This window comes from Planctomycetota bacterium (assembly GCA_026387035.1).
Classification (GTDB): domain Bacteria; phylum Planctomycetota; class Phycisphaerae; order FEN-1346; family FEN-1346; genus JAPLMM01.
Map to the genome: position 1 here is coordinate 1 of JAPLMM010000252.1, position 24595 is coordinate 24595.

The 24595-nt window shown below is 66.7% G+C and carries 19 protein-coding genes and 1 pseudogene; 16 read left to right on the forward strand and 4 right to left on the reverse strand.

Annotation, left to right across the window (positions count from 1 at the left end):
- On the forward strand, window positions 1-3234 hold a 3234-nt coding region (locus tag NTX40_09530; protein ID MCX5649317.1), incomplete at its 5' end, for a DNA polymerase III subunit alpha.
- Here the strand turns inward: NTX40_09530 and NTX40_09535 are convergent.
- The 4 genes from NTX40_09535 to NTX40_09550 all read right to left on the reverse strand — a co-directional run bounded on the left by NTX40_09535 (window position 3212) and on the right by NTX40_09550 (window position 6842).
- Window positions 3212-4567, reverse strand: a complete 1356-nt coding sequence (locus tag NTX40_09535) for an SGNH/GDSL hydrolase family protein (protein MCX5649318.1) — start codon at window positions 4565-4567, stop codon at window positions 3212-3214. The two genes, NTX40_09530 and NTX40_09535, sit on opposite strands and share 23 nt — an antisense overlap.
- Before the next feature lie 280 nt (window positions 4568-4847).
- Window positions 4848-5069 carry a hypothetical protein gene (locus tag NTX40_09540; GenBank protein MCX5649319.1) on the reverse strand — a complete coding sequence of 74 codons (222 nt, stop codon included), beginning with the start codon at window positions 5067-5069 and terminating at the stop codon, window positions 4848-4850.
- Window positions 5070-5168: 99 nt separating this feature from the next.
- Window positions 5169-6515 (reverse strand): trehalase family glycosidase, encoded by a 1347-nt coding sequence (locus NTX40_09545; protein ID MCX5649320.1) that lies wholly within the window; start codon window positions 6513-6515, stop codon window positions 5169-5171.
- 87 nt (window positions 6516-6602) lie between these two features.
- Window positions 6603-6842 (reverse strand): hypothetical protein, encoded by a 240-nt coding sequence (locus NTX40_09550; protein MCX5649321.1) that lies wholly within the window; start codon window positions 6840-6842, stop codon window positions 6603-6605.
- Between the two features lie 71 nt (window positions 6843-6913).
- Between NTX40_09550 and NTX40_09555 the strand changes: the two genes are divergently transcribed.
- From NTX40_09555 to NTX40_09625, 15 genes and pseudogenes are all read left to right on the forward strand, one after another.
- Window positions 6914-7672, forward strand: a complete 759-nt coding sequence (locus NTX40_09555; protein MCX5649322.1) for a hypothetical protein — start codon at window positions 6914-6916, stop codon at window positions 7670-7672.
- A 157-nt stretch (window positions 7673-7829) separates the two neighbouring features.
- Entirely contained in the window at window positions 7830-8165 is a 336-nt protein-coding gene (locus NTX40_09560) for a PilZ domain-containing protein (protein MCX5649323.1), read from the forward strand.
- Between the two features lie 383 nt (window positions 8166-8548).
- Window positions 8549-8983, forward strand: a complete 435-nt coding sequence (locus NTX40_09565; protein MCX5649324.1) for a PilZ domain-containing protein — start codon at window positions 8549-8551, stop codon at window positions 8981-8983.
- A 163-nt stretch (window positions 8984-9146) separates the two neighbouring features.
- Window positions 9147-10559, forward strand: a complete 1413-nt coding sequence (locus NTX40_09570) for a cobalamin-dependent protein (protein MCX5649325.1) — start codon at window positions 9147-9149, stop codon at window positions 10557-10559.
- Between the two features lie 15 nt (window positions 10560-10574).
- Window positions 10575-11678, forward strand: a complete 1104-nt coding sequence (locus NTX40_09575; GenBank protein ID MCX5649326.1) for a twin-arginine translocase subunit TatC — start codon at window positions 10575-10577, stop codon at window positions 11676-11678.
- A 145-nt stretch (window positions 11679-11823) separates the two neighbouring features.
- Window positions 11824-13467, forward strand: a complete 1644-nt coding sequence (locus tag NTX40_09580; GenBank protein ID MCX5649327.1) for a HEAT repeat domain-containing protein — start codon at window positions 11824-11826, stop codon at window positions 13465-13467.
- A 194-nt stretch (window positions 13468-13661) separates the two neighbouring features.
- On the forward strand, window positions 13662-15455 hold the full coding sequence (locus NTX40_09585) for a hypothetical protein (GenBank protein ID MCX5649328.1): 1794 nt from the start codon (window positions 13662-13664) through the stop codon (window positions 15453-15455).
- 87 nt (window positions 15456-15542) lie between these two features.
- Window positions 15543-16010, forward strand: coding sequence for a universal stress protein (locus NTX40_09590; protein ID MCX5649329.1), 468 nt, complete (start codon window positions 15543-15545; stop codon window positions 16008-16010).
- Window positions 16011-16080: 70 nt separating this feature from the next.
- Window positions 16081-18225 carry an ATP-dependent DNA helicase RecG gene (gene recG, locus NTX40_09595; protein ID MCX5649330.1) on the forward strand — a complete coding sequence of 715 codons (2145 nt, stop codon included), beginning with the start codon at window positions 16081-16083 and terminating at the stop codon, window positions 18223-18225.
- A gap of 116 nt (window positions 18226-18341) precedes the next feature.
- Window positions 18342-18731, forward strand: coding sequence for a phosphoribosyl-AMP cyclohydrolase (gene hisI, locus NTX40_09600; protein ID MCX5649331.1), 390 nt, complete (start codon window positions 18342-18344; stop codon window positions 18729-18731).
- Window positions 18732-19022: 291 nt separating this feature from the next.
- Entirely contained in the window at window positions 19023-20651 is a 1629-nt protein-coding gene (locus tag NTX40_09605) for a cobalamin-dependent protein (GenBank protein MCX5649332.1), read from the forward strand.
- 628 nt (window positions 20652-21279) lie between these two features.
- Window positions 21280-22059, forward strand: coding sequence for a hypothetical protein (locus NTX40_09610; GenBank protein MCX5649333.1), 780 nt, complete (start codon window positions 21280-21282; stop codon window positions 22057-22059).
- Between the two features lie 169 nt (window positions 22060-22228).
- Window positions 22229-22714 (forward strand): 2-C-methyl-D-erythritol 2,4-cyclodiphosphate synthase, encoded by a 486-nt coding sequence (ispF, locus tag NTX40_09615; protein MCX5649334.1) that lies wholly within the window; start codon window positions 22229-22231, stop codon window positions 22712-22714.
- Between the two features lie 77 nt (window positions 22715-22791).
- Window positions 22792-24184, forward strand: a pseudogene (locus tag NTX40_09620) (cysteine--tRNA ligase).
- A gap of 195 nt (window positions 24185-24379) precedes the next feature.
- Window positions 24380-24595 (forward strand): crossover junction endodeoxyribonuclease RuvC (locus tag NTX40_09625; protein ID MCX5649335.1); only part of this gene is annotated, 216 nt, incomplete at its 3' end.

Consider the following 24595-nt stretch of genomic DNA (forward strand, 5'->3'; position numbering starts at 1 on the left):
AACCTCTTCGCCGCCATCGAGTTCTACCAGGCGGCGGTCGCGGCCGGCATCAAGCCGATCCTCGGCTACGAAGCCTACGTCGCGCCCGGCCGGCGGCAGGACCGGGAAACCCTGCCCGGAAGCCAGGACGCCGGTCACCACCTCGTCCTGCTCGCCGCCGACGAGCGCGGGTACCGCAACCTGCTGCGCCTTGCGACGACCGCTTACCTGGACGGTTTCTATTATCGGCCGCGTATCGATAAGCAGGTCCTGGCGGAACATGCCGAGGGCCTCATCGGCCTGTCGGCGTGCCTCCATGGCGAGGTTCCGCGGCGTCTCCTGGCGGGCGACGAGGACGGCGCCCGCCGGGCCGTCGCCCAATACCGCGAAATCCTCGGGCCCGAAAATTTCTACCTGGAGGTCCAGGACCATGCCATCGAGGACGAACGGCGCGCGCGGCCGATGCTCGTCGGCCTGGCGCGCGAGATGGGCGTCTCCCTGGTCGCGACGAACGACGTGCATTACCTTTCGGTCGACGACACCCGGGCCCACGACGTCCTGTTGTGCATCAACACGGGAAAACTCCTTTCGGACGCGAACCGGATGCGGTACCGGGAGCGGGAGTTTCACCTGAAGACGCACGACGAGATGCAGTCCCGCTTCCCGGACCTGCCGGAGGCCCTCGCCAACACAGTCGAGGTCGCCGGCCGGTGCAACCTCGGGCTCCCGTTCGGCCGGCACCACGCGCCCGTGTATCCGGTCCCGGCGGGCGAAACGCCCGAGTCGATGCTCCGCCGCCTCTGCGAGGAAGGCCTCGAACGGCGCTACGGCAAGGCGACGAAGACCATCCGCGACCAACTCGAACACGAACTCGCCATCATCCAGGCCAAGGGGTTCTCCAGTTATTTCCTCATTGTCTGGGACTTCGTCCGCTACGCGCACGACCGCGGCATACCGTGCGCCGCGCGCGGCAGCGGCGTCGGGTGCCTGGTGGCCTACCTGCTGGGTCTGTCGAGCGTGGACCCGCTCCGGTACGGCCTCCTCTTCGAGCGGTTCATGGACCCCAGCCGAAACGAGATGCCCGACCTGGACATCGACATCTGCCAGGACGGTCGGCAGGAAGTCATCCGCTACGTGCACGAAAAGTACGGCCAGGAGAACGTCGCGCAGATCATCACGTTCGGGACGATGGCGGCGCGGGCGGCGGTGCGCGACGTCGGCCGCGTCCTCGACATGCCCCTCGTGGAAGTCGACCGCATCGCCAAACTCATCCCCGCCCAACTTCACATGACACTCGAGCGGGCGCTGGTGCAAGAGCCGGACCTGGCGCGCCTCGTCGAATCGGACGCGAAGGTCCGCGACCTGATGGACATTGCGCGGCGTCTGGAGGGTCTGGCGCGCCACGCGTCGGTGCACGCGGCGGGCGTGGTGATCGCCGACGCCCCGCTCGTCGGCTACGTCCCCCTCTGCCGGGTCGGCGACGACGTCACCACCCAGTGGGAGATGCACGCCGTCGGACGCGCGGGCCTCCTGAAGATGGACTTCCTGGGCCTCAGGACCCTCTCGACCATCCAGCGGGCCGCGGACCTCGTGCGCGAGCATCGCGGCGTCGAGGTGGACCTCGAACGCATCGGCCTGGAGGACGCGGAGGTGTTCGGCCTGTTCCAGCGCGGCGAGACGAAGGGCATCTTCCAGTTCGAATCCGCCGGCATGCGGGACCTCCTGCAGAAGATCCGGCCGGACAAACTGGAGGACCTGATCGCGGCCAACGCCCTCTACCGCCCCGGCCCGATGATCATGATCGATTCGTACCTGGAGCGCAAGCACGGCCGCGTGACCTACGATTACCCGCATCCGGTGCTGAAGGAGGTCCTGGGAGAGACGTACGGCATCATGGCCTACCAGGAACAGGTGATGCGGATGGCGAACCGCCTGGGCGGCATCCCCCTGGAGCGGGCGTACAAACTCATCAAGGCCATCTCCAAGAAGGACCGCGACGTCATCGAGGCCGAACGCGACGCCTTCCTCGCCGGCGCCCGAAAGCATCGCCTCCGCCCCGGCGTCGCCGAGGAAATCTGGCAACTCATCACGCACTTCGGCGGCTACGGGTTCAATAAGAGCCACTCCGCCCGCTACGCCCAGATCGCCTACCAGACGGCCTACCTGAAGGTCCACTATCCGGTGGAGTTCATGGCCGCCCTTCTGACCTACGAAATGGCCGATACCGACAAGGTCGCCGAATACATCGACGAATGCCGACGCATGGGCATCGAGGTCGCCCCCCCCGACATCAACGAATCGGGCGCCGACTTCACGGTCGTGGGCGATCGGCTCCGGTTCGGCCTGGCGGCCGTCAAGGGCATCGGCGAGCGCGCCGTCGAGGCCATCGAGGTTGCCCGGCGCCAGGTCGGACGATTCCGCTCCCTCTTTCACTTCGCGGAGCACGTGGACCCCTCGGCCGTCAACCGCGCGGTCGCGGACAGCCTCGTCAAATGCGGGGCGTTCGATTCGACCGGCGCGCGGCGAAGCCAACTGGCCGCCGTCTCAGACCGCGCCCTCGCGGCCGGCGCCGCCGCACAGGAGGACCGCCGACGCGGCCAGATGAACTTCTTCGGCCAACTGGCGGCCGATCCCGGCCCCAACGGGGCAGGCGCGCCGGGACACGAGGAACAGGCCCTCCCCGACATCCCCGAATGGCCGGAGGGCCAACTCCTGAAATACGAAAAGGACGTCCTGGGGTTCTACGTGTCGAGCCATCCCCTGGCCGAGCACGAGCCGGTGCTGCGGCACTTCTCGACGGCCTCGACGGCGGACCTCGCGCAGTATTCCGACGGCACGGAGGTGGTCCTCGGCGGCATGATCGGCACGGTCAGGCCCCTGTTCACGAAAAAAGGGCGGAACGCCGGCGCTAAAATGGCCGCCTTCGACTTCGAGGACCTCGCCGGCAAGACCTCCTGCATCATCTTCCCCCAGGATTACGAGAAACACCAGGAACTCGTCCGCAAGGACAGCATCGTCTTTATCCGCGGACAGGTGGACCGCCGACGCGAGGAACCCTCCGTCCGCGTCAGCCAGGTCTTCACCCTGGAGGAAGGCCAGCGCGCGCTCACCCAGGCCGTCGTCATCCGTTTGCACGAGGTCGGGTTGGATGATGCACTGATGGAAAATCTTCGAAGACCACCTGGTCCTGACGGCCAACGGCTCCGGCCACACGCTGAAGGTCTAGCCGGCCTCACAGCGCCGGCGTCAACTTGAAGACGTGGGGCGCCGGCAGGCGCAGGGCGTTGATCTGCTTTTCCTTCTCGGCGATGGCCTGGTCCGCCTGAGCCAACTTTTCCCGGGCATCGGCCGGGATGTCCGCCTCGTTGAGAGACGCCGGCAGATTGGGCACCAGCGTCCTCCGCCACCGGTCGAAGAACAGGTTATTCTTTTCCACGACCGCGCGCAGCAGTTGGGCCCCCTGCGCCGTGATGGGACCCGCCTGAAGCGTCAGGTTGACCCCGCGGGCCAGGTCCTCCTTCGTGAACGTTCCCACCTTCTGATCGTCAATCGCGAGGTCGTATTGGGCCGCCTTCAGGCCGGTGACTTTCAGGTCGTACAGGCTGAGGTCCGCCAGGGGCGTGAACCCCGGCACCTTGAGCACGAGCGCGGCCTCCAGCTGAATCGGCCAGGGAAGGCAGTCGTCGGCCCGCCGGAACGCAAGCACCCCTTCGCCGGCGCCGTCGAGGATTTCCGCGGCGCAACCCTGGGCCGCCTTGACCTTCGCGGCGGCTGCGTTAATCTCCAGGTGGCTGACGAGGGCCGGCGCCCCGAGGCCCTTCAGGATCGCAGCCGCCATGACCAGGTGGCCGGCCCAATTCGGGTGGACGCCGTCCGGCACGAGGCGCGGGTTCCCCGCGGCCCCCAGCACTCCGGCCTTGCGGCCGTCCTCGATGACGCGCACGAAGGGGCTGAACTGGTCCACGAAGAGGACGCTCTCCTTGGCGGCGACGCCTTGGAGCCCCCGCGAGTACTTGGCGAGTTTGTTGTTGTAACCGCTGCCGGCGGGTTGGCCGGCCTCGTAGCGCTCCTCGGGGCTGGGCGTGAGGAGGGCCACCCGCACACCGGTTTCCTTCAGTCCGTGGGCCAGTTGCGTGGAGTAGTTGATGTACTTCGCATAGTTGCCGCCGCGCGCGTCGTTCATTCCGAAATCAATCGTGATGGCTTTCGGGTGGAGCGGCAGGATGTCGCGCCGTACCCCCGCCTCGAAGTCGCGGCGCCGACTCAGCCACACGGTGTCGCCGCCCCAGCCGATGTTCCGGAACGTCACCGTCCACTTCGGGAACCGCGTCAGGACGTAGGTTTCAATGTACGTGGTGTACATCCGCTGCTCGGTGATGCTGTCGCCCAGAAAGACGATGGGCGAGTCGCCGTCATGGAAGAAGAACTTCCCCGCCTGCGCGGCTGCCGCGCCGCTCGGCACGGGCGCCGCCAGCGCCGCCAGTGCCAGCCCCAGAAAGGCCGCGGCTGCCAGGAACAGGGCGAAGCCCCTCAGACGCCCCGCCGACACCCCTTGTGCGGCACGCGCTTGGGTTGGCCGGTGACCCATGGATGCTCTCCTTTTCGGCCCCCGTTCGGGCCGTCCTTCCTACCATAAAGGGCATCGGCCGGCAACGTCTTGCCGCGCGGGCCGAATCCCAGGGTGTGATTGGATTTTCTGTCAGCCCCGGAAGCCCCGACCCAAGGTCCCTTCGGGAAGGGGTCCCTTCGGGAGGGCGCCTGACGGGTAGCCACGGGCGTCCCGGCGCGCCGGGATGGACCCCGGCACCCCACGTCCCCTTCCTTTAACCCCTCAGGGGCGCCCGCCTGGGCGGGCGCCCCTGAGGGGATTAAAAGTCGTGGTACGAAAAATAATTCAACAGTTTTTCGGCTTGTTCAAGCAGCGGCTTGTTCCAATCCCCCCAATAGGTGCAGCCCACCAACCGGACGGATGAATCCACATTCTTCACCGCCTCCGCGAACACCTTGGTCTGGCGGGCGCAGTTGGCAGCATCCTTCATGCCCCCTCTGCCAAAAAAGTAGAGCTCGTTCCCCAAGAACCAGATCTTCACTCCATACGGTTCCCGATGTCCGCGCTCAGCCCGGATCTTGCCCCATTTCGTTTCCGGACCGCCGTTGCAGTATTCAACCCAGGCCGCCGCTGCGGCTCTCTATGCCTTCTTGATGCTCAGTTGGCGCTTCCGGCAGAGACCGTCGAGCATCATGGTGATGATCGTGCATGTCATGCCGAGATATTCTACCCCCAACTTTTTTCCTGATGCTGAATCGTAGCGTTCGCTGATGCCGTTCCTGATAGCGTTGTCAACCGTTTTGTCAGCAATGGCTGCGGCGAGATCCTGGTATCCGTAAGCCTTCAGGCCGCTGGCGATCTGGTAGTTGGTTGCGGGCCAGACGTCTCCGCGCCAGAACCCGTCGGATCTCCAGCGATTGTCCTTTCGATCAACGGTTGGCACGGGAAGCGGCGTATTCCAGTTCGGTGTCTGCAGGGTTTCTGCCATCCGTTTTGCCATGGCTTCGGTTGGAACACCCGCCGTCAGCGGAATCCAGCTTCCAATAGTCGCCACAGGAATCTTCTCCAGCGTGTCCCGGTTGACAGAGAGAAAAGTGCCGGCTTCCTGGTCCCACAGGTGCTTGCGCATAACCTCGACGGCCTTGTCGATTCTGGCCTTGCGACGTGCGGCCATTTCCATGTTGCCCATAATCTCCGCCAGCCGCATCAAGCTTCTCTCCGCCAGAATAAGGTAGGATGTGTTTCCGGTCACGCAGATATCTCCGTACCAGGCTCCTTCCTTCTCGCCCTTGCGCGTCGGATGAGGCGTCATCTTCAGCCCGTCCATATTGCATTCGTGATCAAACGTTTCCCATCGCGCGTGCTGGGTTACACCGCTGTAGGCCCCGACGGCAACTAGCCCGATGTTCGTAACGTCCCGTTCGCGCCAGTACCACTCGTGGAACCGCTCCACCGGCTCGAGACACTGCTTGACGAGTTCCTTGTCCCCTCGGCGCTGATAGACCCGCTCCACGCCCCAAGCGAGAATCGGAATCTGGGAATACGCCGGGAATTTGAGCCAATTTGTTCTGCCGGGCTCGATCATGCAGGGGATCATGTCGTGGGCATAATCGGGCATTTCCCTGTTCCAGCGCACCTGGAAATCCCAGTAGTTCTGGAAGACATCCCGGATCACCTTTTCTTTACCCGGCAAAATGCTCAGCAGATCGACCACAAACATCGTGTCCCAGATCCACTGGCCCCGGTAGCCTCCGCCTGGGCTTATCCAGTTATGCTTCAAGGGTTCTTCCGCCGGGAATATCTTTCCCAGGATACATTTTCGGAAGACTTCCTCCGCAAGCTGAATCACAGCGGGATCGGGCGAATCGAACAGGTCGCCCAGGAGTTTGTCGGGTTCAGCGGCGAGCAACCCGGCAAAAGAGGGGCGCAGGAGGTTTGCAAGCCCTGCTGTGGCCGTCCCGAGAAACGTCCGTCGGTTCAAGTTCATATGTTATACCGCCAACTTGTTGAGGTTGATTCCCGAAGCCAAGATCTCGAAGTTCTCGTTCCCATTTTCGCCCTTTTCGTGGCACCCCTATCGCTCGGCGGCGGGGCTGACGGTGATGATCGCCACCGGTTCCGACTGGAGGCCCTGCGCTGTTGCGCTCAGGCGGATCTCGCCTGGTGTACGGGCCGCTTGGATCACCGCCAGGCACAGGCCGTGAAACGCCTTGTGCTTCGCGGCTGCTGCGGTGCGTCGGCCATTGGGTTTCTCCTTAGAGAAATGACCCCGCCGCTGCGGCCGGCAACCACAACATCTTGCCCGGCCGAGCACGCATCCGACAAGAGCGAGTATACGAGCGTGGCCGGTCGGCGTCAACTGCTCTGAATCGTGCGAGAAAATCTTTGCGCGAGGCCGAAATCGCTAATCCGACGAGCGGCGCGCGCCGATACGTCTTGGTGGAGAGCATCGCCCCGGATCAGCCGATTCCCTCCCGCGCCCGGATTGCCGCAGCAAGGGGAACCGCCAGCATGTCTCGCCCGAAGCATTCCATCGCGTGGGCGTGCGCCGCCACGCTCCTGGCCGGCGTCGCCGTCATCGCCGCCGTCCGCGTCTTCTCGGCCTGGCGTGGAGGCCCGGCGCCGGCCGTCGCGGGCGACGGTCGCGGTATCATCGCCGCCACGGACTCGCCGTCGGATCCTGGGACCCTGGCGAACGGCCAGAGCCTCGCCTCCGCCGCCCGGCGCATCCGCCTCCTCCAGGAGGGTCTCAACGACACCCGCGGGCGTCTGGCCAAGGCCGAGACCGAGGCCGTCCTCCTCCGGGACCGGGCCGCGACGCTGGACCGGATGCTCGCGGGGGACTCGCTGACGGATTGCCCGCTTTTTCTCCACGACGAGACGACCGTGCGGGCGCTCCAGGGGATCCTGCGGGAGGCCGCCGACGGGACGGACGCGACCGCGACCATCGCCCGGCAACGGCTGCGGCGGAGGCTGGCGGGGCTCCGCGACCAGATGGCCCAGGAAGCCGACGACCGCGGGGCCGAGGCGGATGCCCTCCACGGTCGGCTCCGGCAGCAGGCGGACGACCTGGAAACCCTCCAGCAAAGCCTCATGAACCGCCTTTCCGAGGCCCAGGCGAGCCCGGGGACCCCGGCTCCGTGACCCCCGCCGAAGAAAAAACGCCCGGAACAAAAAAAAATTTTGCATTTACCATTTTCCGGGCTATACTAAAAGCGTCGGGGTGAGGGTACACTTCCCCTCGCAGTGCAGCGAGTTCCGTGCGGGTGTTGGCTGGGCCCGCAAGGATTCGGAGTCTGGCATGGGTCCTGCATCGCGCGACGGACCGGAGCGGCGGCAGTTCTCTCGTTCGGCCGTCGAAGTCCCCGCGACGGCGGTCCGGCGGAGCACGCCGTTGGAAGACCAGAGGCACGTGATTTCGCTGCACGTGCTGAATGTTTCGCAGGGCGGGCTGGGCGCGCTGGCGTCGGACCCGCTCGAGGAAAAGGAATCGGTGGTGGTGTTCTTCCCGCCGATGGGACCTCGCAAGGGGCGCGACACGCGCGGCCAGGTCGTCCGATGCGTGGAGGAAGGCGACCGCTATGCCGTCGGCATCGCGTTCGACGAGCCCTGGCCGGTCCGCGAAGGAATCGGATAGGACGCCGGAGCCGCGCCTCGGCAGCGCGGCTCTTAGAAAGTAGAATCTTACCTCAGAACGACGGGCCGTCAGCAAGGGGACGGACGGTCGGGGGCGCAGCGCGTGCCCGGCCAGTCCGGAACTTGAACCCCGAACTGAAAGGCAAAGCCATGGCGGCCCGCGGCCCTCCCCCCTAGCATCCAAGCAGCCCCCGAAAGTGCCCTGGCATTGGCGGAAAACCGTACCCACGCCGAAAATCCGGGGGAGGCGTTTGCTTTTCGCCGTTTGTGCGCCATAATCCCCCTAGAGCGAGTAAAGTTCAGGCGTCCCGGAGCCGATAGAACACAGGCGGACAGCCCACAGAGACGTCCCGGGGGGCCCGCGCAGATTCAGGATACAGTCCTATGGGCGCACCATCAGGCAACACTCGCCGCAGCGCCGGGAGGGAGCGCAGGCGATTTGACCGCTTTGCGACCCGCCTCGACGTATCCGCGTGGCGCGACGATCTGGCGGCCTCCGGCCTTGCCAAACGCTCCGCCCAGTGCCGGATGGAACTCCGGGACTTCTCGCTCGACGGTCTGCGCGCGGAGAGCCCGGTCCGGCTCAAAGTGAACGAGCACGTGACGCTGCGTCTGCCGCCGAACGGCAGGCATCGGCCGCTCGAACTCACCGGCCGCGTCGTCCACTGCCGGCGTCAAGAGGACCGATACCAGGTGGGGATCCAGTTCGCCCAGACCCGCGAGTCGGCGGCCTCGCCGTGGTGGCAACTGCCGCGGCTCTTCAGCGTGGCCCACGAACCCGCCTCGCCGAGGCGCCCGGAGTTTCTGCGGGACGCGTAGCGACCGTCGGCCAAACACCCGACCGACCGCCTGCCGTCCCGTCTCTCGCCTTCTCCGCCCCGTCCGTCCGCCTTCTAAATTCAGGCTTGTCAGCATCGGGGCCAATCGGTACTATTACGGGCTGCTGACGGGGAGGCTTTGGCTGCCAGAAGGAACGCCGACCGTGCGCATTCTGTTGGTTCAACCGCCGCCGCCGGACTACATCGGTTTTCGCCGGACAGCGCTCCCGGAGCCGCTCGCCCTGGAGACAATCGGCGCCGTCGCGTGTCCGAACCACGACGTGCGCCTGCTGGACATTCGTCTGGAGGATGCGCTGGACGCGGCGCTGGAGGATTTCCAGCCGGACCTCGTGGGCGTCACCTGCCTGACGACCGAAGTGTACAACGCCCAGGACCTCCTCGCGCGGGCCAAGAAGGCGCTGCCTGGGGTGTTCACCGTGGCCGGAGGGCACCACGCCAGCCTGGTGCCCGAAGATTTCCGGCAGCCGTACGCGGACGCCATCGTCATCGGCGAGGGCGAAGAAACGTTCCGCGAACTCCTGGAGACGCTGGATCGGATCGGCCCGGGCGGTCCGCGGGACGGCCTCGCGGCCGTCGACGGGCTGGCGTGGCGCCGCGAGGACAACGAGTGGGTCACGAATGCGCCGCGTCGTCTGCGGCCGTCGCTCGACGACCTGCCGATGCCGGCGCGCCACCTGGCCGAACGCTACGCCGGCCGGTACTTTTTCCTCTTCGACCAGCCTCACGCCTGCATCGCCACGAGCCGGGGATGTCCCTTCCACTGCAACTTCTGCTCCGTCTGGAAATTTTATCACCGGACGTGCCGGTACTGTTCGGCCGAGCGCGTGGTGGCGGAGATGGAGGCCGTCCAGCCGACCGCCATCAGTTTCGTGGACGACAACTTCCTGGCGAACGTGAAGCGCGCCTGGAAGATCGTCGAACTTATCCGGTCGCGCGGCGTGAAGAAAACGATCGGCATGCAGGCGCGGACGGACACCATCTCGAAGCACCCGGACCTGATTGAAGCGTTCCGCGAGGTCGGCCTGGAGACGATCCTCATCGGATTCGAGGCGGCGACGCAGCAGCGCCTCGACGCCGTTGCGAAAGGCGCCACCGTCGAACAGAACGAGCGGGCGATGGAGATCCTGAATCGCCTCGGCATCCACATGTGGGGCGCGTTCATCGTGAGCCCCGACTTCACCCACGAGGATTTCCAGGAACTCAAAAAGTACCGCGAGCGGAAGGGCATCATCTACCCCCAGTTCACCATCCTGACGCCCCTGCCCGGAACCGACCTGTACGAGGAGAGATACGACGAACTCGTGACGCACGATTACCGCCTCTTCGACGCCCTCCACGCCGTTCTCCCCACCCGCCTGGCGCACGAAGAGTTCTACAAGGAGTTCGCCAGCCTCTACCGCCCCGACAACCCCGAACTCCTGTACGACTTGATCTCCAGCGGCCGGATCACCATGGAACGCGCCCGAAAGGCCCGCGAAATCCTCATGGAACTCGGCGACTACCGCAACTTCCTGAAGGGCGAGCGGGACGCCGGCCTGATGCCGGCCGCTTCGTGAGACCTTGGCCCGACCATGAAAACCGACGTGGAGATGACCTTCGGCGAACACCTCGAAGAATTGCGCCGGAGGATCATCCTGGCCCTGCTGGGCCTCCTGGTGGGAACGGTCCTGTGCGGCGTGTTCTACCAGGAACTGCTGACGACGATCCTGAAGCCGTACTACAAGGCCCTGACGAACCTCGAGAAGAGCCAGAAGCCGCCGGCCCCGCCGCCGAAAGAGGAGTCGCCGGCGCGCCCGGCGCCCCCTGAACCGGCCCCGCCGCCCGGCACGGCCATTGAGGACCGGTTGGCAGCCATCGAGGCGCGGCTGTCGCGCATCGAGTCGTCGCTGCCGGGCGCCTCGCCGCCGGCCGCGCGGACACCCTCCGCGACTGCGGGCCCGCCCTCCTCCGCCCCCGCCCAGCCGCAATCGCGGCTGATCCTGCGCAGCCCGATGACGGGCTACATCATGATCATCCTGATGTGCCTCATTACGGGCGTCATCGTCGCCAGCCCCTGGGTCATATACCAGATCTGGGCCTTCGTGGGCGTCGGCCTGCACCCGCACGAGCGCAAGCACATCTACACTTACGGGCCGGCCAGTTTTCTGCTGTTCCTCGGCGGCGGGTCGCTCTTCTACTTCTACATCCTGCCCATCGGGCTTCAGGCCCTCATGAACCCGACGGCCGGCATCAAGGTCAACGGCACGTCGCTTATTGACCCCAGTTTCATGCTCGACGAATACCTGTACTTCGTCGCGCTGATGACCCTGGTGTTCGGGCTGGCCTTCCAGACGCCGCTGGTCGTCATGTTTATCGAGCGCATCGGCCTCGTGCCGCTCTCGACGCTCGTCAGGCAGCAGCGGCTGGTCATCTTCATCATGGTCATCATCGCCGCCCTGATCACGCCGACCGTCGATCCCGTGAGCCTGACGGCAATGGCCGTGCCGCTGATCCTCCTTTACGAACTCGGCTTGGTGCTGGCCTGGCTCACCGGCCGCAAGCGCCGCCAACTCGCCGCCGCCGAACGGGCCGCTGAGGAGGCCGCTGACGCGGCCGCCGAGGCCGCCCAGGCGGAGAGACAGGCCTCGGACGCCGGCGAGTCACCGTACGACGAGTTCAAGGGCAACATGCACTGATGCCGACCCGCGCGCCCCCCGTCCCCGCCGGCGCGGCCGGCCTCGCGGTCTTGATTTCGCTTGCAACGCGCCGGCGGCGGACCTATAGTGCCCCGCGATTGCTAAGAGCCTGCCCGTACAAGCGTTCGGTCAATCGGAGGCGCGCATGACCAAGCGAACTTCCCTCCTCGTTCTCGGCGTATCGGCGGCCCTGGCGGTGACCCTGGCATCCGCCGGCTGCGGGCCGACCGCCCAGCGGTTCGGCCAATACGCGCCGGCGTCTCGGCTCCTGATTCTCGAGGCCGAAGGGCCCGGCGCCAAGGGGGCTCCTCAGGCGACCCAGGAGATCCTGGCCTCGGACGACGCGCTCCTCGCCGCCTCGGCGGCCCAACTGCTCGGCGCCTGGGCGGCCGTCGGCGACCCCTATCTCGTGCTTCCGGCCTTGACGCATCCCGACCCGCTCGTGCGCGGCATCGCCCAGACGGCCTACATCGAGAACCATGCCGACGTCCTCGCGCCGTTGGCCGTCGAGGGCTCCCTCGTGGAAGTGCCGCCTGCCGTCCTCGCGGCGCTTGAGCAACTCCACGACCCGCAGGGCATGCCCGACCTCGCCCGCATCCTCACGGACCGCCGAGACAAAATCCGCGAGCATCTGGCCGGCACGGAGGACGAGGCCGCCCTCGCCACCGACCTTCTGGCGCGGATCGGCGACGCCGGCGCGCTGCGGACCGTCGGCCGATTGGCTGAATCCGGACGGGCGGAGATCCGCGCCAAGGCCGCCTCCGCCTGCGTCCGCGACGACATGGGCCTCGGCCCCAGCCTCCTGCCCGCCATCGCCCGGAGCGGAACCCTCCAGCGCCGGGCCGTCATGCGGGCGCTCGTGCTCCGGGCGGACGCGCGGCTCAAGGACGTCGTCGCCGCGAGTCTGGACGACCTCGACGAGGCCGTCCGGCGCAACGCCATCCGCGCCGCCGGCAATTTCGGCGCCTCGGCGCCCGTCGACCGGCTCGCCGAGAAACTCCACGGCCTCTCCGGCGAGAAGCCTGAGGTCCTTCTGGCGCTGGGCGCGATCGGCCGGCCCGCCGCTCCCGTCCTGCGCGACTACCTCCTGAAAGGCCCCGCGACGGACGACCTGCGGGTCGAGGCGCTCCTGGCGTTCGGTCCCCAGGCCGGCCGCGAAGACGTCGCCTGGATCGCCAAAAACCTCCAATCGAAAGACAAGCACCTCCGTGCCGCGGGCGCTTCCGCCCTCGGCCGGATCGGCCATCCCAGCGCCCAGGCGGCCCTGATGCTGGCCGTCGACGACGCCGAACCCATCGTCCGCGCGACGGTGGCCCGCGCGCTCGGCCAGGTCGGAACCACCTATGCCGGCAAGCAACTCGTCCTGATGCTCGACGACCCGTCGGCGCTGGTGCGGTCTCTGGCCGCGTGGGGCCTCGGCCAGTCGAGGTATCCCGATGCCGTCCCCGCCCTCGTCAAGATGGCGCGGACGACGGCCACCGCCACGGAAGTGCCGCTCCGCGCCGGGCGCGTGTACGGCCGGCCGGAGCAGGCCGCCGTCGAGGCCCTCGGCAAGATCGGCACGCCGGAGGCCGTCGCCGCCGTCCTCGAATCGCTCGAGTCGCCGTCCTGGCTCCTTCGCGCGACCGCCGCCGAGGCGCTCAGCGTGGCCAACTGCCGCAATGACAATGTCCTGGCGGCCCTCGAAAAACGCCTCGACGACCCCGTCAATCTCGTCCGCGCCAATGCCCTCCTGGCCCTCAGGACGCTCGGCAAGACGTTCCCGGCGGGCTACTTCCAGGAGCGCTAGGACCATCCGCGAGTCCCGGCCGAGGGCGGCCGGGCCGGTTGGCTTGCCCCCGGTTCCCTTTCGCAACCGCGACACACCCGTGGCTATCCTCAAAGTCTTTCACTCGGACCCCGCGCGCGCCGATATAATGGATGATGGGCGGCGCCGGGCGGCCCCAAGCCGCCGGGCCGGCCACGCGGGGATGGGTTATCAGCATGACCACCCTCATCCACATCACACACGAAGCCCGCGAAAAAATGGGCGGCATCGGAGCCGTCCTCGAAGGACTCCTCACGGCCCGCGCCTATCAGGAGGCCGCCGACCGAACCATACTCATCGGCAACGCCGAACTCCCCCTCGCCGAAGCCCTGCCGGGCCTCCAGGCCGTCCTGTATGAAACGGGCGGCTCGGCGACGGGCGGCACGCAGGCCCCGCCCGAGGTCGCGCGCGCCCTGGCGCGGATCGAGGCGGCGTACGGCGTGCGGGTGTTTTACGGCGTGCGCGTCATCGCCGGACCGCTCGACATGCGCCGCACTCCCGTCGAACTCGTCCTCTTCGACGTCCGCGACGCGATTCGGGAACCCGTCAACCGCCTCAAGCAGGAACTCTGGGCGGCCTACGGCCTGGAAAGCAACCAGTTCGAGCGCGACTGGAGTTACGAGGAATGGGTGCGCCTGGCGGGCCCCGCGCTCGAGGCGGCCGAGGCCCTCCTCGGCCCGAAGACCGCCGGCGCCCTGCTCATCAGCCACGAGTTCATGGGGATCCCCGCCCTCCTGGCCGCACGCCTCCGGATGCCGGACCTCCGGACCGTCTATTGGGCCCACGAGGTGCCGCCCGTCCGCGACCTCATCGAGAAGCGGGCCGACGAACGCCTGGTCTTCCACGAGGCGATGCAGACGGCGAGCGGCCAGCGCGCGTACGAAACGCTCCTGCGCGAAGGCGGCGGCTTCAAACAGGCCCTCGTCAGCCGCGCCCACCGCGCCCATCACATCTTCGCCGTCAGCGACGCCGTCGCCCAGGAACTCGCGCTTCTGGCGCCGGAGTTCCGCCAAACGCCGACCGACATCGTTTACAACGGTCTTCCGGTCCGGCCGATCGGCCTGGACGACCGCCTCCGGAGCCGCAGCCGACTCAAAAATTATCTGGAGGCGCTCCTCGGATTTCGTCCGGATTACCTCTTCACGCACGTCGCGCGGCCTGTCCCGTCCAAGTCGCTGGAGCGGGACCTCGCGGTTTTCGAGCACCTGGACGATCGGCTGGCGGACGCCGGCCGGACGGCCGCGCTCGTGGTCCTGGCGACGGACGGCGGCCGGCGAACGAGCGACCTGGTGCGCGAGATGGAATCGGCGTACGGCTGGCCGGTCCACCATCGCGTCGGCTGGCCGGACCTCGTCAAGGGCGAGGTGGCGTTCGGCCAGGCCGTCGAGGCCTACAACCGGCGGGCCAGGGCCACACGGGCCGTCCTCGTCAACCAGTTCGGCTTCGACCGCGCCTCGTGCGGCGAGCGCGTCCCGGAGGACCTCTCGTTCCAGGACCTTCGTCAGGGCAGCGACGTGGAGTTCGGCCAGAGCGCGTACGAACCGTTCGGCATCGCCCAACTCGAAACGCTGGCGTTCGGCGGCATCTGCGTCATCAGCCGCGCCTGCGGATGCGCCCAGTTCCTGGCCCGCATCGCCGGCGACCGGATGCCCGAGAACGTCCTGCTGGCTCATTACGCGGCTCCGGCCGGCGAGGACCCCCAAATCGTGGACGCCGAACGCATCGAACACGAGGTGGCCGCCAACCTCGCCCGCCTGTTGGCGGAGCGCCTGCCCATCGGCCGCGAAGCGTTCGAGAGGCTTCTCGCAAGTGGATGGGAACTCGCGCAGAAAATGAGTTGGCAGGCCGTCTCGCGCGATTACTTCGTGCCGGCCCTGGCCCGATGCCTCGGCGCGCCCGGCCGAGGGCCCGAGCGGAAACCGCCCGCCCGGTCCCGCGACCGCCGACCGGCCCGCGAACCCGCGTCGTGAACCCCGTTGCGTTGGGCCGGGGCGCGGGGCATAATGACGAACCGAAGGACAGACGCACGAAAGGCCGGTCAAACAGGAGGCCCGCCGATGATCCGACTCGCGAAACTGCTCGTCCCGACGGATTTCTCGGAAGACAGCGAACAGGCCGCTCGCTACGCCGTCGAACTCGCCAAGCGGTTCCAGGCCGAGATCCACTGCATCCACGTCGTGGACATCCCGGCCGACCTCTTGAGCACGTCGGACTACTACATGACAGGGCCGAGCGAAGCCTTTCTCGACCAGATCCGCGAAGAGAGCAAAAAAAACCTCGAAGCGTTCGCCAAAAAGAACCTCGAAGGCGCACAGGTGCGAACGGCGTTCCTCGAAGGAAGCCCCTTCGTCGAGATCATCCGCTACGCCCACAATCAGGAGATCGACCTCGTGGTCATCGCGACGCACGGTCGGACGGGCCTCCGGCACGTGCTGTTCGGCAGCGTCGCCGAGAAGGTCGTCCGCAAGGCCCCCTGCCCCGTCCTGGTCGTCAAGCGCAAGGAACGCGACTTCGTCCTGCCTTGACGTTTTCTCTAACCGCAAACCGGCGTGGACATTTAGCCGCCCTGCTCCTGCCTGCCCTGCCGCGCCGCGCTTGACCCCGGGCGGGCCTCGGTGTAGTGTCGCTAACCGTGCGGCAAGCGCCGAGGCCGAACCCTTCATGGCGAAACTCAGCGACAGCATCCGATATATCAAGGGCGTGGGCCCGAAACGGGCCCGGCTGCTGGAGCGTCTCGGCATCCGGACGATCGGCGACGCGCTGCTCCTCTTTCCCCGCAAGTACATCGACCGCGGCGACTTGGTGCCGATCGCCCGCGTCGTCGCCGGACGCGAGCAGGCCGTCCGCGCCCGCGTCATTGACACGCGCGCCCCGCGCTGGGGCGACCGCCTCGAAGCCCTCATCGCGGATGAAAGCGGCGAGATGCGCGTCGTCTGGTTCCACGCCCGCTTCCTCGCCAAGGCCGTCCAGGTCGACGCCGAGTATCTTTTCTACGGCCGCGTGGCCGAGTACCGCGGACGCCTCCAGATGCAGCACCCGAAGTTCGAGCGCCTTGCCGCCCCGGGCGAGGCCGTCGAGGGCGACCGCATCCTCGTCGAGTATCCAACCACCGAGGGTCTCCAGCAGCCGTCCCTCGTCCGCCTGACGGACGAGGCCCTGCGCGTCGGCCTGCCCCTGGCCGGCGAAACCCTGCCCGAGGAAATGCGCCGACGCCTCGACCTGGCGGACCTGGCCGACGCCCTCAGGATGATCCATCGGCCGGCGTCCATGGACGAGGTCCGCCGGGCGCGGCGGCGACTGGTCTTCAGCGAGTTCTTCTTCATGGAACTTGCGGTCGCCCTTCGCCGACGAAGCGCCAAGGCGTCCCACGACGCGCCACCCGTCGCCGTGGACGCCCGCCTCGACGGCCGCATCCGCGCGCGGTTTCCTTTCACCTTCACGCGGGCCCAGGACAAGGCCATCGCCGAAATCCGCGAAGACCTCGCGCGCGACCGCCCGATGACGCGCTTGCTTCAGGGCGACGTCGGGTGCGGCAAGACGGCCGTCGCCCTCTACGCCGCCCTCGCCACCGTCGCCGCCGGATACCAGGCCGCCATCATGGCCCCCACCGAAATCCTCGCCACCCAGCATTACCAGAACGTCGAGAAGTACCTCGTCGGCAGCCGGGTCAAGTGGGCGCTCCTCGTGGGCGGCCTCGCGGCCGAGGAACGCCGCAAGGTCCTTCGCCGCATCCGCCGAGGCGAATCGAACATCATCGTCGGCACCCACGCCCTGATTCAGCAGGACGTGGCGTTCGCGCGCCTGGGCCTGGTGGTGGTGGACGAGCAGCACAAGTTCGGCGTCCTCCAACGGGCCGAGGCCAAGTGGCAAACGGCCGAGGACGTGCCGAACCTCCAGCCCCATTACCTCGTCATGACCGCGACGCCCATCCCCCGGACGCTCGCCCTGACGGTCTTCGGCGACCTGGACGTTTCGACCATCGACCAGATGCCGCCCGGCCGGACGCCCGTCGAGACGTGGGCCGTCGCCCCGGACGAGCGGCGAAAGGCGTATGACTTCGCCCGAAAGGACCTCGCCGCGGGGCGGCAGGTGTTCATCGTCTGCCCCCTGGTGGAGGAGAGCGAAAAGTCGGACCTCAAGGCCGCCACCGAAGAGGCCGAACAGCTCGCGACGGACGTCTTCCCCGAGTTCGAGGTCGGCCTCCTGCACGGGCGGATGAAACCGGCCGACAAGGATGCCGTCATGAACCGCTTCCGCCGAGGACAAATCCACGTCCTCGTCTCCACCGTGGTCATCGAGGTCGGCGTGGACGTACCGAACGCTACCGTCATGATCGTCGAGCATGCCGAGCGTTTCGGCCTCGCCCAGTTGCATCAGTTGCGCGGGCGGATCGGACGCGGCGCCGCCAAGAGCACCTGCATCCTCCTGGCCGAGCCGACGACCGAGGAGGCCGAGCGAAGAATCCAGGTGATGACCGAGACGACCGACGGCTTCCGCATCGCCGAGGAGGACCTGCGATTGCGCGGGCCGGGCGAATTCTTCGGCACGCGGCAGCACGGGATGCCGGACCTCCTCGTCGGCAGCCTCATCGACGACACCGATTTACTGCGACTCGCGCGGAAAGAGGCGTTCGAGTGGATTAAGCGCGACCCGGCTCTGGAGCGCCCCGAGTCGCAGCCCGTGAAACGAGCGCTCGCGAAACGCTTCGCCGACGCCATTCGCCTGATTGAAGTTGGTTGAAACCGCAAAGAACGCAAAGTTCGCAAAGGGAAGATTTCCCAAAAAACAAATGCTATACTCTCTTTGCGCTCTTGGCGCCCTTTGCGGTTAATAAAGACCGCACGAAAGGCAGACAAATGAACGACCCAATGGAAATGCTGAAGTTTGGGGCGGACGGCCTCATCCCGGCCATTGCCCAGGACGCGGCGAGCGGCGAGGTCCTCATGGTCGCGTGGATGAACCCCGAATCGTTCGCCAGGACTGTCGAGACTGGCGAAGCGCACTACTGGTCGCGCAGCCGAAAGAAACTCTGGCACAAGGGCGAAGAGAGCGGCAACGTCCAAAAGGTGAAAGAGATCCGCACCGATTGCGACAAGGACGTGCTGCTTCTCGAGGTCGAGCAAATCGGCGGCGCCGCCTGCCACACCGGCTACCGCTCCTGCTTCTCCTGGGTCCTGCGGAAAGGCGCCTGGGCCGAGGACGGCGTCAAGGTGTTCGATCCGGAGGAGAAGTACGGGAAGAAATGACGAAACCCGACTTGTCCGCCATAGCCTGTAGGGCGACGGCGGAAATCCGAATGGTGAATCAAACGCCAATGCCGAATGACGAACGCCGTCCCGCCCCGTAGGGGCTCGAAGAAGAGACAATGTCGCAGCCCGCCCGCCATAGTCCCGGCGCGCCGGGACTACGGCGCGGCCCGCAAGCGGGCCGGCGAACCAGGTTGACCTCGCGCGCCGCACCGAAAAGCGGGCCGGCGAACCCATCCGCTGCTCCGCCGACCGTTGCCCGACCGGCCGCGAACCTCTATAATGCCCGCCATGACCTGGAAGCGGCCGCTGTTAATCTATCCCTACAGCCCCGACAAGAAGAGCGAACGGCTCTACGGGGGCCTGGCGATCATCAACCCGATCGGCCTGGAGGTCGTCGCCACGCGCCTGCGGCCCGTCGTCGAGGACCTCTTGCTCGTGGACATGCGGCTCGAACAGGAGCCGCTCGAGGACCTCATCCGCCGGTTCCGGCCGGACATGATTGCGGTGAGCCTCATGTGGGGCCGCGACGAGTTTACGGACACCCTCATCCGCAGCCTCCCGAAGGATGTAACGCTCGTCCTGGGCGGCCTGTATGCCACGCGCGAGGCGGACCAAATCGTCCGCGACTTCCCCGAAATGGACATCCTCTGCGTCGGCTACGGCGAGGACGCCCTGCGCGAAATGGTCGAGCGCGGGAGCCCCGAAGGCGTCGCGGGTCTCTGGTACCGCAAGCGCCCGACCGCCCTTCCCCCCGACGCGCGCGCCACGCTTAGCCGCTGTTTCATAACCCCCTCTCCCTTGACGGGAGAGGGAAGGGGTGAGGGTGGGAAAAGCCTTGAGCGGCCGCTTGGCCCCCCTCACCCTCACCCTCTCCCACCAGGGGAGAGGGAACTGAAACAGTCCGACGCCGAACTCGTCAAGAACCCTCGCCGCGTCGGCGTCCATCCCGAGCATTACCACCTCGACCGCTCCATCCGCCGATACGAGTACCCGTGGATGACGCTCAAGGGCGACAACGTCATCACGAGCGTCGGGTGCCCGATGGTCTGCGCGTTCTGCAAATGGCGCGAGAACATCTTCGGCGACCTTCAGCCGTGGATCGGCCGCAGCCCCGAGGACGTCGTCGCCGAACTCGAGGCCACCGACGCCGACGTCGTGCATCTTGTGGACGCAAACTTCGCTGCCGACCTCGGGCGCCTGGAGCGGATCTGCGACCTCCTCATTGAGCGCGACGTCCGGCACCTGTACGCCTGCGAGATCCGCATCAACGCGCTCGCCAAGTCGGCCGAACTCGTCAAAAAAATGGAGCGGGCGGGCTTCTTCATGTTCATGGTCGGCGTCGAGTCCAACCAGCCGCGATTGCTCAAGGCGATGCGCAAAGGCTACACCGTCGAAATGTGTCGGCGGGCCTTCAGGCACCTGGCCGACACCCGCATCCTGACGCTCGGGAACTTCCTCATCGGAAACCCCGGCGAGACGGCCGAGGACATGCTCGGCATCGCCGACTACGCCGCCGACCTCGGCATCGACTTCATCAGCCCCAACAAAATCTACGCCTACGCCGACACGGACTTCGAGCAGTGGGTCCTCGCGCAGCCGGGGATGAAGGTGGTCGGCCGGCGGCGGTACGTCGTGAGCGACCAGTACGGTGTGGAGGACCTTCGGCGGATCCAGGCGCGGATCCAACTGCGGTTCTTGCGCAAGCACCCCCCCTGGATTCCCTACCGCAAGGCCCTCGCGCATCCGATGGTCCAGCGGATCGGCCGGGAGAAGGTCCGGCGGGCGATGCTCCGGAGCCTCTGGAACCACCTCGCCGACGCCGGCTTCCGCCGACGGGCGATCCGGCGGTTCCTCAAGCGGTTCCAGAGGCCGAAGGCGGCAACGGCACCCCCCGTGTATTCACGGGGGGCTAAATGAACGGCGCGCGGCGCGACGCTCACGCCGGTATTTAGCCCGGCGTGAACACACGCCGGGCGCCGTTTACTCCCCCGCGCGCCGGGATGAGCACGCCGCACCCGCTTCTGGCGCTTCTGCCCCCAAGCGGTTTTTCCTTGACGGGCCGGGGATGGCCATTTCTAATGGACGATACACGCGCGTTGGTGCGCGCCCGACATTGGAACCGGCCTCACATCGGACGGAGGACTAACCTATGCGTCGGCTCATCGTTTTGCTGGCCGTTGCGGCCCTGGCACTGTGGATCACGCGAGAGGCGATCTCCCAGCAGGGGGACAACGAGTTCTCGCTCCCGCCGGTGAAACTCCGGCCGGACCGGCCGTCAAAGGCCGAGCCCATTCCGCCGACGCCGCCCCCGGAACCCGCGCCCGCGCCGGAACCTGCGCCCGCGCCTGAGCCCGCACCTGCGCCTTTGCCCGCGCCGGCGCCTTTGCCCGCGCCTGAGCCCGCGCCGGAACCTGCGCCCGCGCCGGCGCCTTTGCCCGCGCCGGAACCCGCACCGGCGCCCGCGCCGGAACCCGCGCCTTTGCCCGCACCTAAGCCGGCCCCCGCGCCCGCACCGGCGCCTTTGCCCGCGCCGGAACCGATTACCGTGACCACGCCGCCGGAGTCCCGACTTGTCGGGACGCCCGTCCCGGCAGTCACCGAAGTCCCGGCCGCGCCCCCCAGGCCGCCGAAGCCCGAAGAGGTCCAGGCCGAGGCCGTCGAGGCCCAGATCGCGCCCGAGCCCGAAACGAACTTCACGGGGATGCAGGAACTGGGGCTGGTGGAGGAAGTGGCCCGCCTGCGGAAGGCCTACGGCCGATCGCTCCTCGCCCTGAAAGACTATTACCTGGCGCGCGGCGCCCAGCACAAGATTGAATGGGTGGAGCAGGAACTGAAAGCGTTCGAGGCGACGCCGAAAACCCGGTACCTCACGATCGCCGAGGTCGTCGGACCGGAACTGAAACCCCTGCGCCGCATCCCCGCCGCCGACCAACTCTACAAGGAAGGCATGGACTACAAGAATTACCCGGCCTTCCCGCCGGCCAAGAAGGATTACCTGAAGAACGCGCTCGACAAGTTCCAGGCAATCATCGAGAAATACCCCGAGAGCGACAAGATCGACGACGCGGCCTTCCTGATGGGCGAGATTTACGGCGGCTGGTATTTCGAGGACTCGGCCCGCGCGGTCCAGTGCTATGAGCGGTGCTGGCAGTGGGACCCCGAGACGCAGTACGCGGCCCGCTTCAACGCCGCCAAGATCTACGAGGAACGCCTGAAGAACCGCATCAAGGCCGTCGAACTCTACAACGCCGTGCTCCTCAAATCCAGGAACCCCGACGAGGTCAACCAGGCGCGCGATCGCATCAAGGCCTTGACGGGAAAATAAGAGGCCGTCCAAAGTCCAAAGTCTAAAGTCCAAAGTCAAAGGCGGGCGCATCCCGCCGGAGACTTTGGACTTTCTTTTGCACCGTTGACCTTGGACATTGGACTATTTTTTAGGCGTTGCAAACGCCCTCAGTGGCCGATAAACTGCCTCGCACCAAGGAGCGTCGCCTGTGACGCACGCATGTCGAGTCGGTCTGGGCTTCGACGTCCACCGCCTGGTGCTGGGGCGGCGGCTGGTCCTCGCCGGCGTCCAAGTGCCACACGACCGCGGCCCCGAGGCCCACTCGGACGGCGACGTGGTCCTGCATGCGATTGCCGACGCCTGCCTCGGAGCCGCAGGCCTCGGGGACCTGGGCGAGCAGTTTCCGGACACCGACCCGGTCTGGAAGGACGCCGACTCCGGCCGCATCCTCGCCCTCGCCCTCGCGAAGGTGAAAGCGGCCGGTTGGCGACCAGCGAGCACCGACGTGAACCTCCTCTTGGAGCGGCCGAAGCTGGGCGACCTGAAGGAGAAGATGCGCGGGCGGCTGGCCGAGTTGCTCGGCCTGGAGCCCGACGCCGTGGGCCTCAAGGCCCGGACGCTCGAAGGCCTCGGCCCGATCGGCGCCGGCCAGGCCGTCGCCGCCCAGGCCGTCGTCGTCCTCGAACGCATTTAGCCGCCCGCCTTGCTTGCCCGCCGTAGCCCAAAGGGCGAAGGCTGGGGCGGGCGCGTCATTCGGAGGCACATGTGACTATTCGCGAAAATAACCTCCACGTGACCAACACCCTCACACGCCGGCGCGAAAAGTTCGAGCCCCTCTCACCACCTCACGTCGGCATGTACGTCTGCGGGCCGACCGTCTATGGCGACGCGCACCTCGGCCACGCCAAAAGTTACATCGCCTTCGATTGCATCGTCCGGTACCTGCGGCACCTGGGGTACGACGTGACCTACGTCCAGAACATCACCGACGTGGGGCACCTGACGGACGACGCCGACGCGGGCGAGGACAAGGTCGAGAAGGCGGCCCGGGCGAAGAAGGTCCACCCGATGCAGATCGCCGAACAGTTCACCCGCCGATACTTCGAGGACATGGACGCCCTGAACGTCCTTCGGCCGGACATCAGCCCGCGCGCCAGCGGCCACATCCTGGAGCAGATCGAGCACGTCAAGAAATTGATCGAGCGCGGCCATGCGTACGAGGCGAACGGGAGCGTGTATTTCGACGTCGCGAGTTGGCCGAAGTACGGCCGCCTCTCCGGCCGGAGCGTTGAAGAAATGCAGGCCGGCGCCCGCGTCGAGGTAAACGCCGAGAAACGTCACCCCGCCGACTTCGCCCTCTGGAAACGGGCCGAGCCGGGACACATCCTGCAGTGGCCGAGCCCCTGGGGCATGGGCTACCCCGGCTGGCACATCGAGTGCACCGTCATGGGCCAGAAGTACCTACTGGCTCCACAACAACATGGTGACCGTCGGCGGGCAGAAGATGGGCAAGTCGCTCGGCAACTTCCTCACCTTGCGCGACGCCTTCGAGAAGTGGCCGCCCATGGTCATCCGCCTCTTCATCCTCCAGAGCCATTACCGCAGCCCGACGGACTTCTCGGAAGAAGCGCTCGAGGCGGCCCGGGCGGGCTACGAGCGGCTGGCGCTTACCTTTGCAAACGTCGAGAAGCAACTGGCTATCATCGAGGGCCAGAAGGAGCAGTTGCAGAGCAGCAAGTTGGAAGAAGACAAAATACTGCTGGACCTCGTCACACAGCCAACTAGCGAGGCGACACGAAATGCGATTGAACAGGCTAAGAGCCGCGTCCGTGCTGCGATGGATAACGACTTTGACACGCCAGGCGCTCTCGCGGCAATTTTCGACTTCGCACGCCATGTGAACCCGATGATGGTGCGGGCTCATGGTGGCACCATCATATTGCAGGAGTTGAAAGACATACACGACACGTTCAGCACACTAGCCGGGGAAGTCCTCGGTCTGAGGTTCGAGCGAAAGCAAGAGTCTACAGAGGACACGGAGGCTCTCGGCAAGTTGGTCAGGCAGCTCCTGAAAGAGCGCGAGCAGCAACGCAAGGGCCATGACTACGCGCAGGCAGACAAGATTCGCGACTGGATATCACTTTCGGATGTTTCAGTAAAGGACGCCGCCGCCGCATCTTCGGCCACGCTGCCTAGCGGGTTTGAGGTTCGCACAGACGCCGACGAGCCCTGGGGGCAGAGCCAAAAACCTGCCCATCCCGACTCACAGGACTGGGTTACTGACGACTGAGAGTCAGCCGCGGAGCGGCGTGCGGCGCCGTTCGTTCCGCGTTCCGAGTTCCGCGTTCCGAGTTGCCGTATGAGAATTCTCGGCATAGACCCCGGCCTGGAGCGGACCGGCTACGGCGTCATCGAGACCCTCGATGGCGCGCCGGGCGCGATGCGCCTCCTGGAGGCCGGCGTCGTCCGCACGAGCCCCAAGGACGCCCTCGCGGCCCGCCTCGCGGAAATCCGCACGGGCCTCGCGGCCGTGGTGGCCGAGTTTCGCCCCGATGCCGTCGCCGTCGAAGAACTC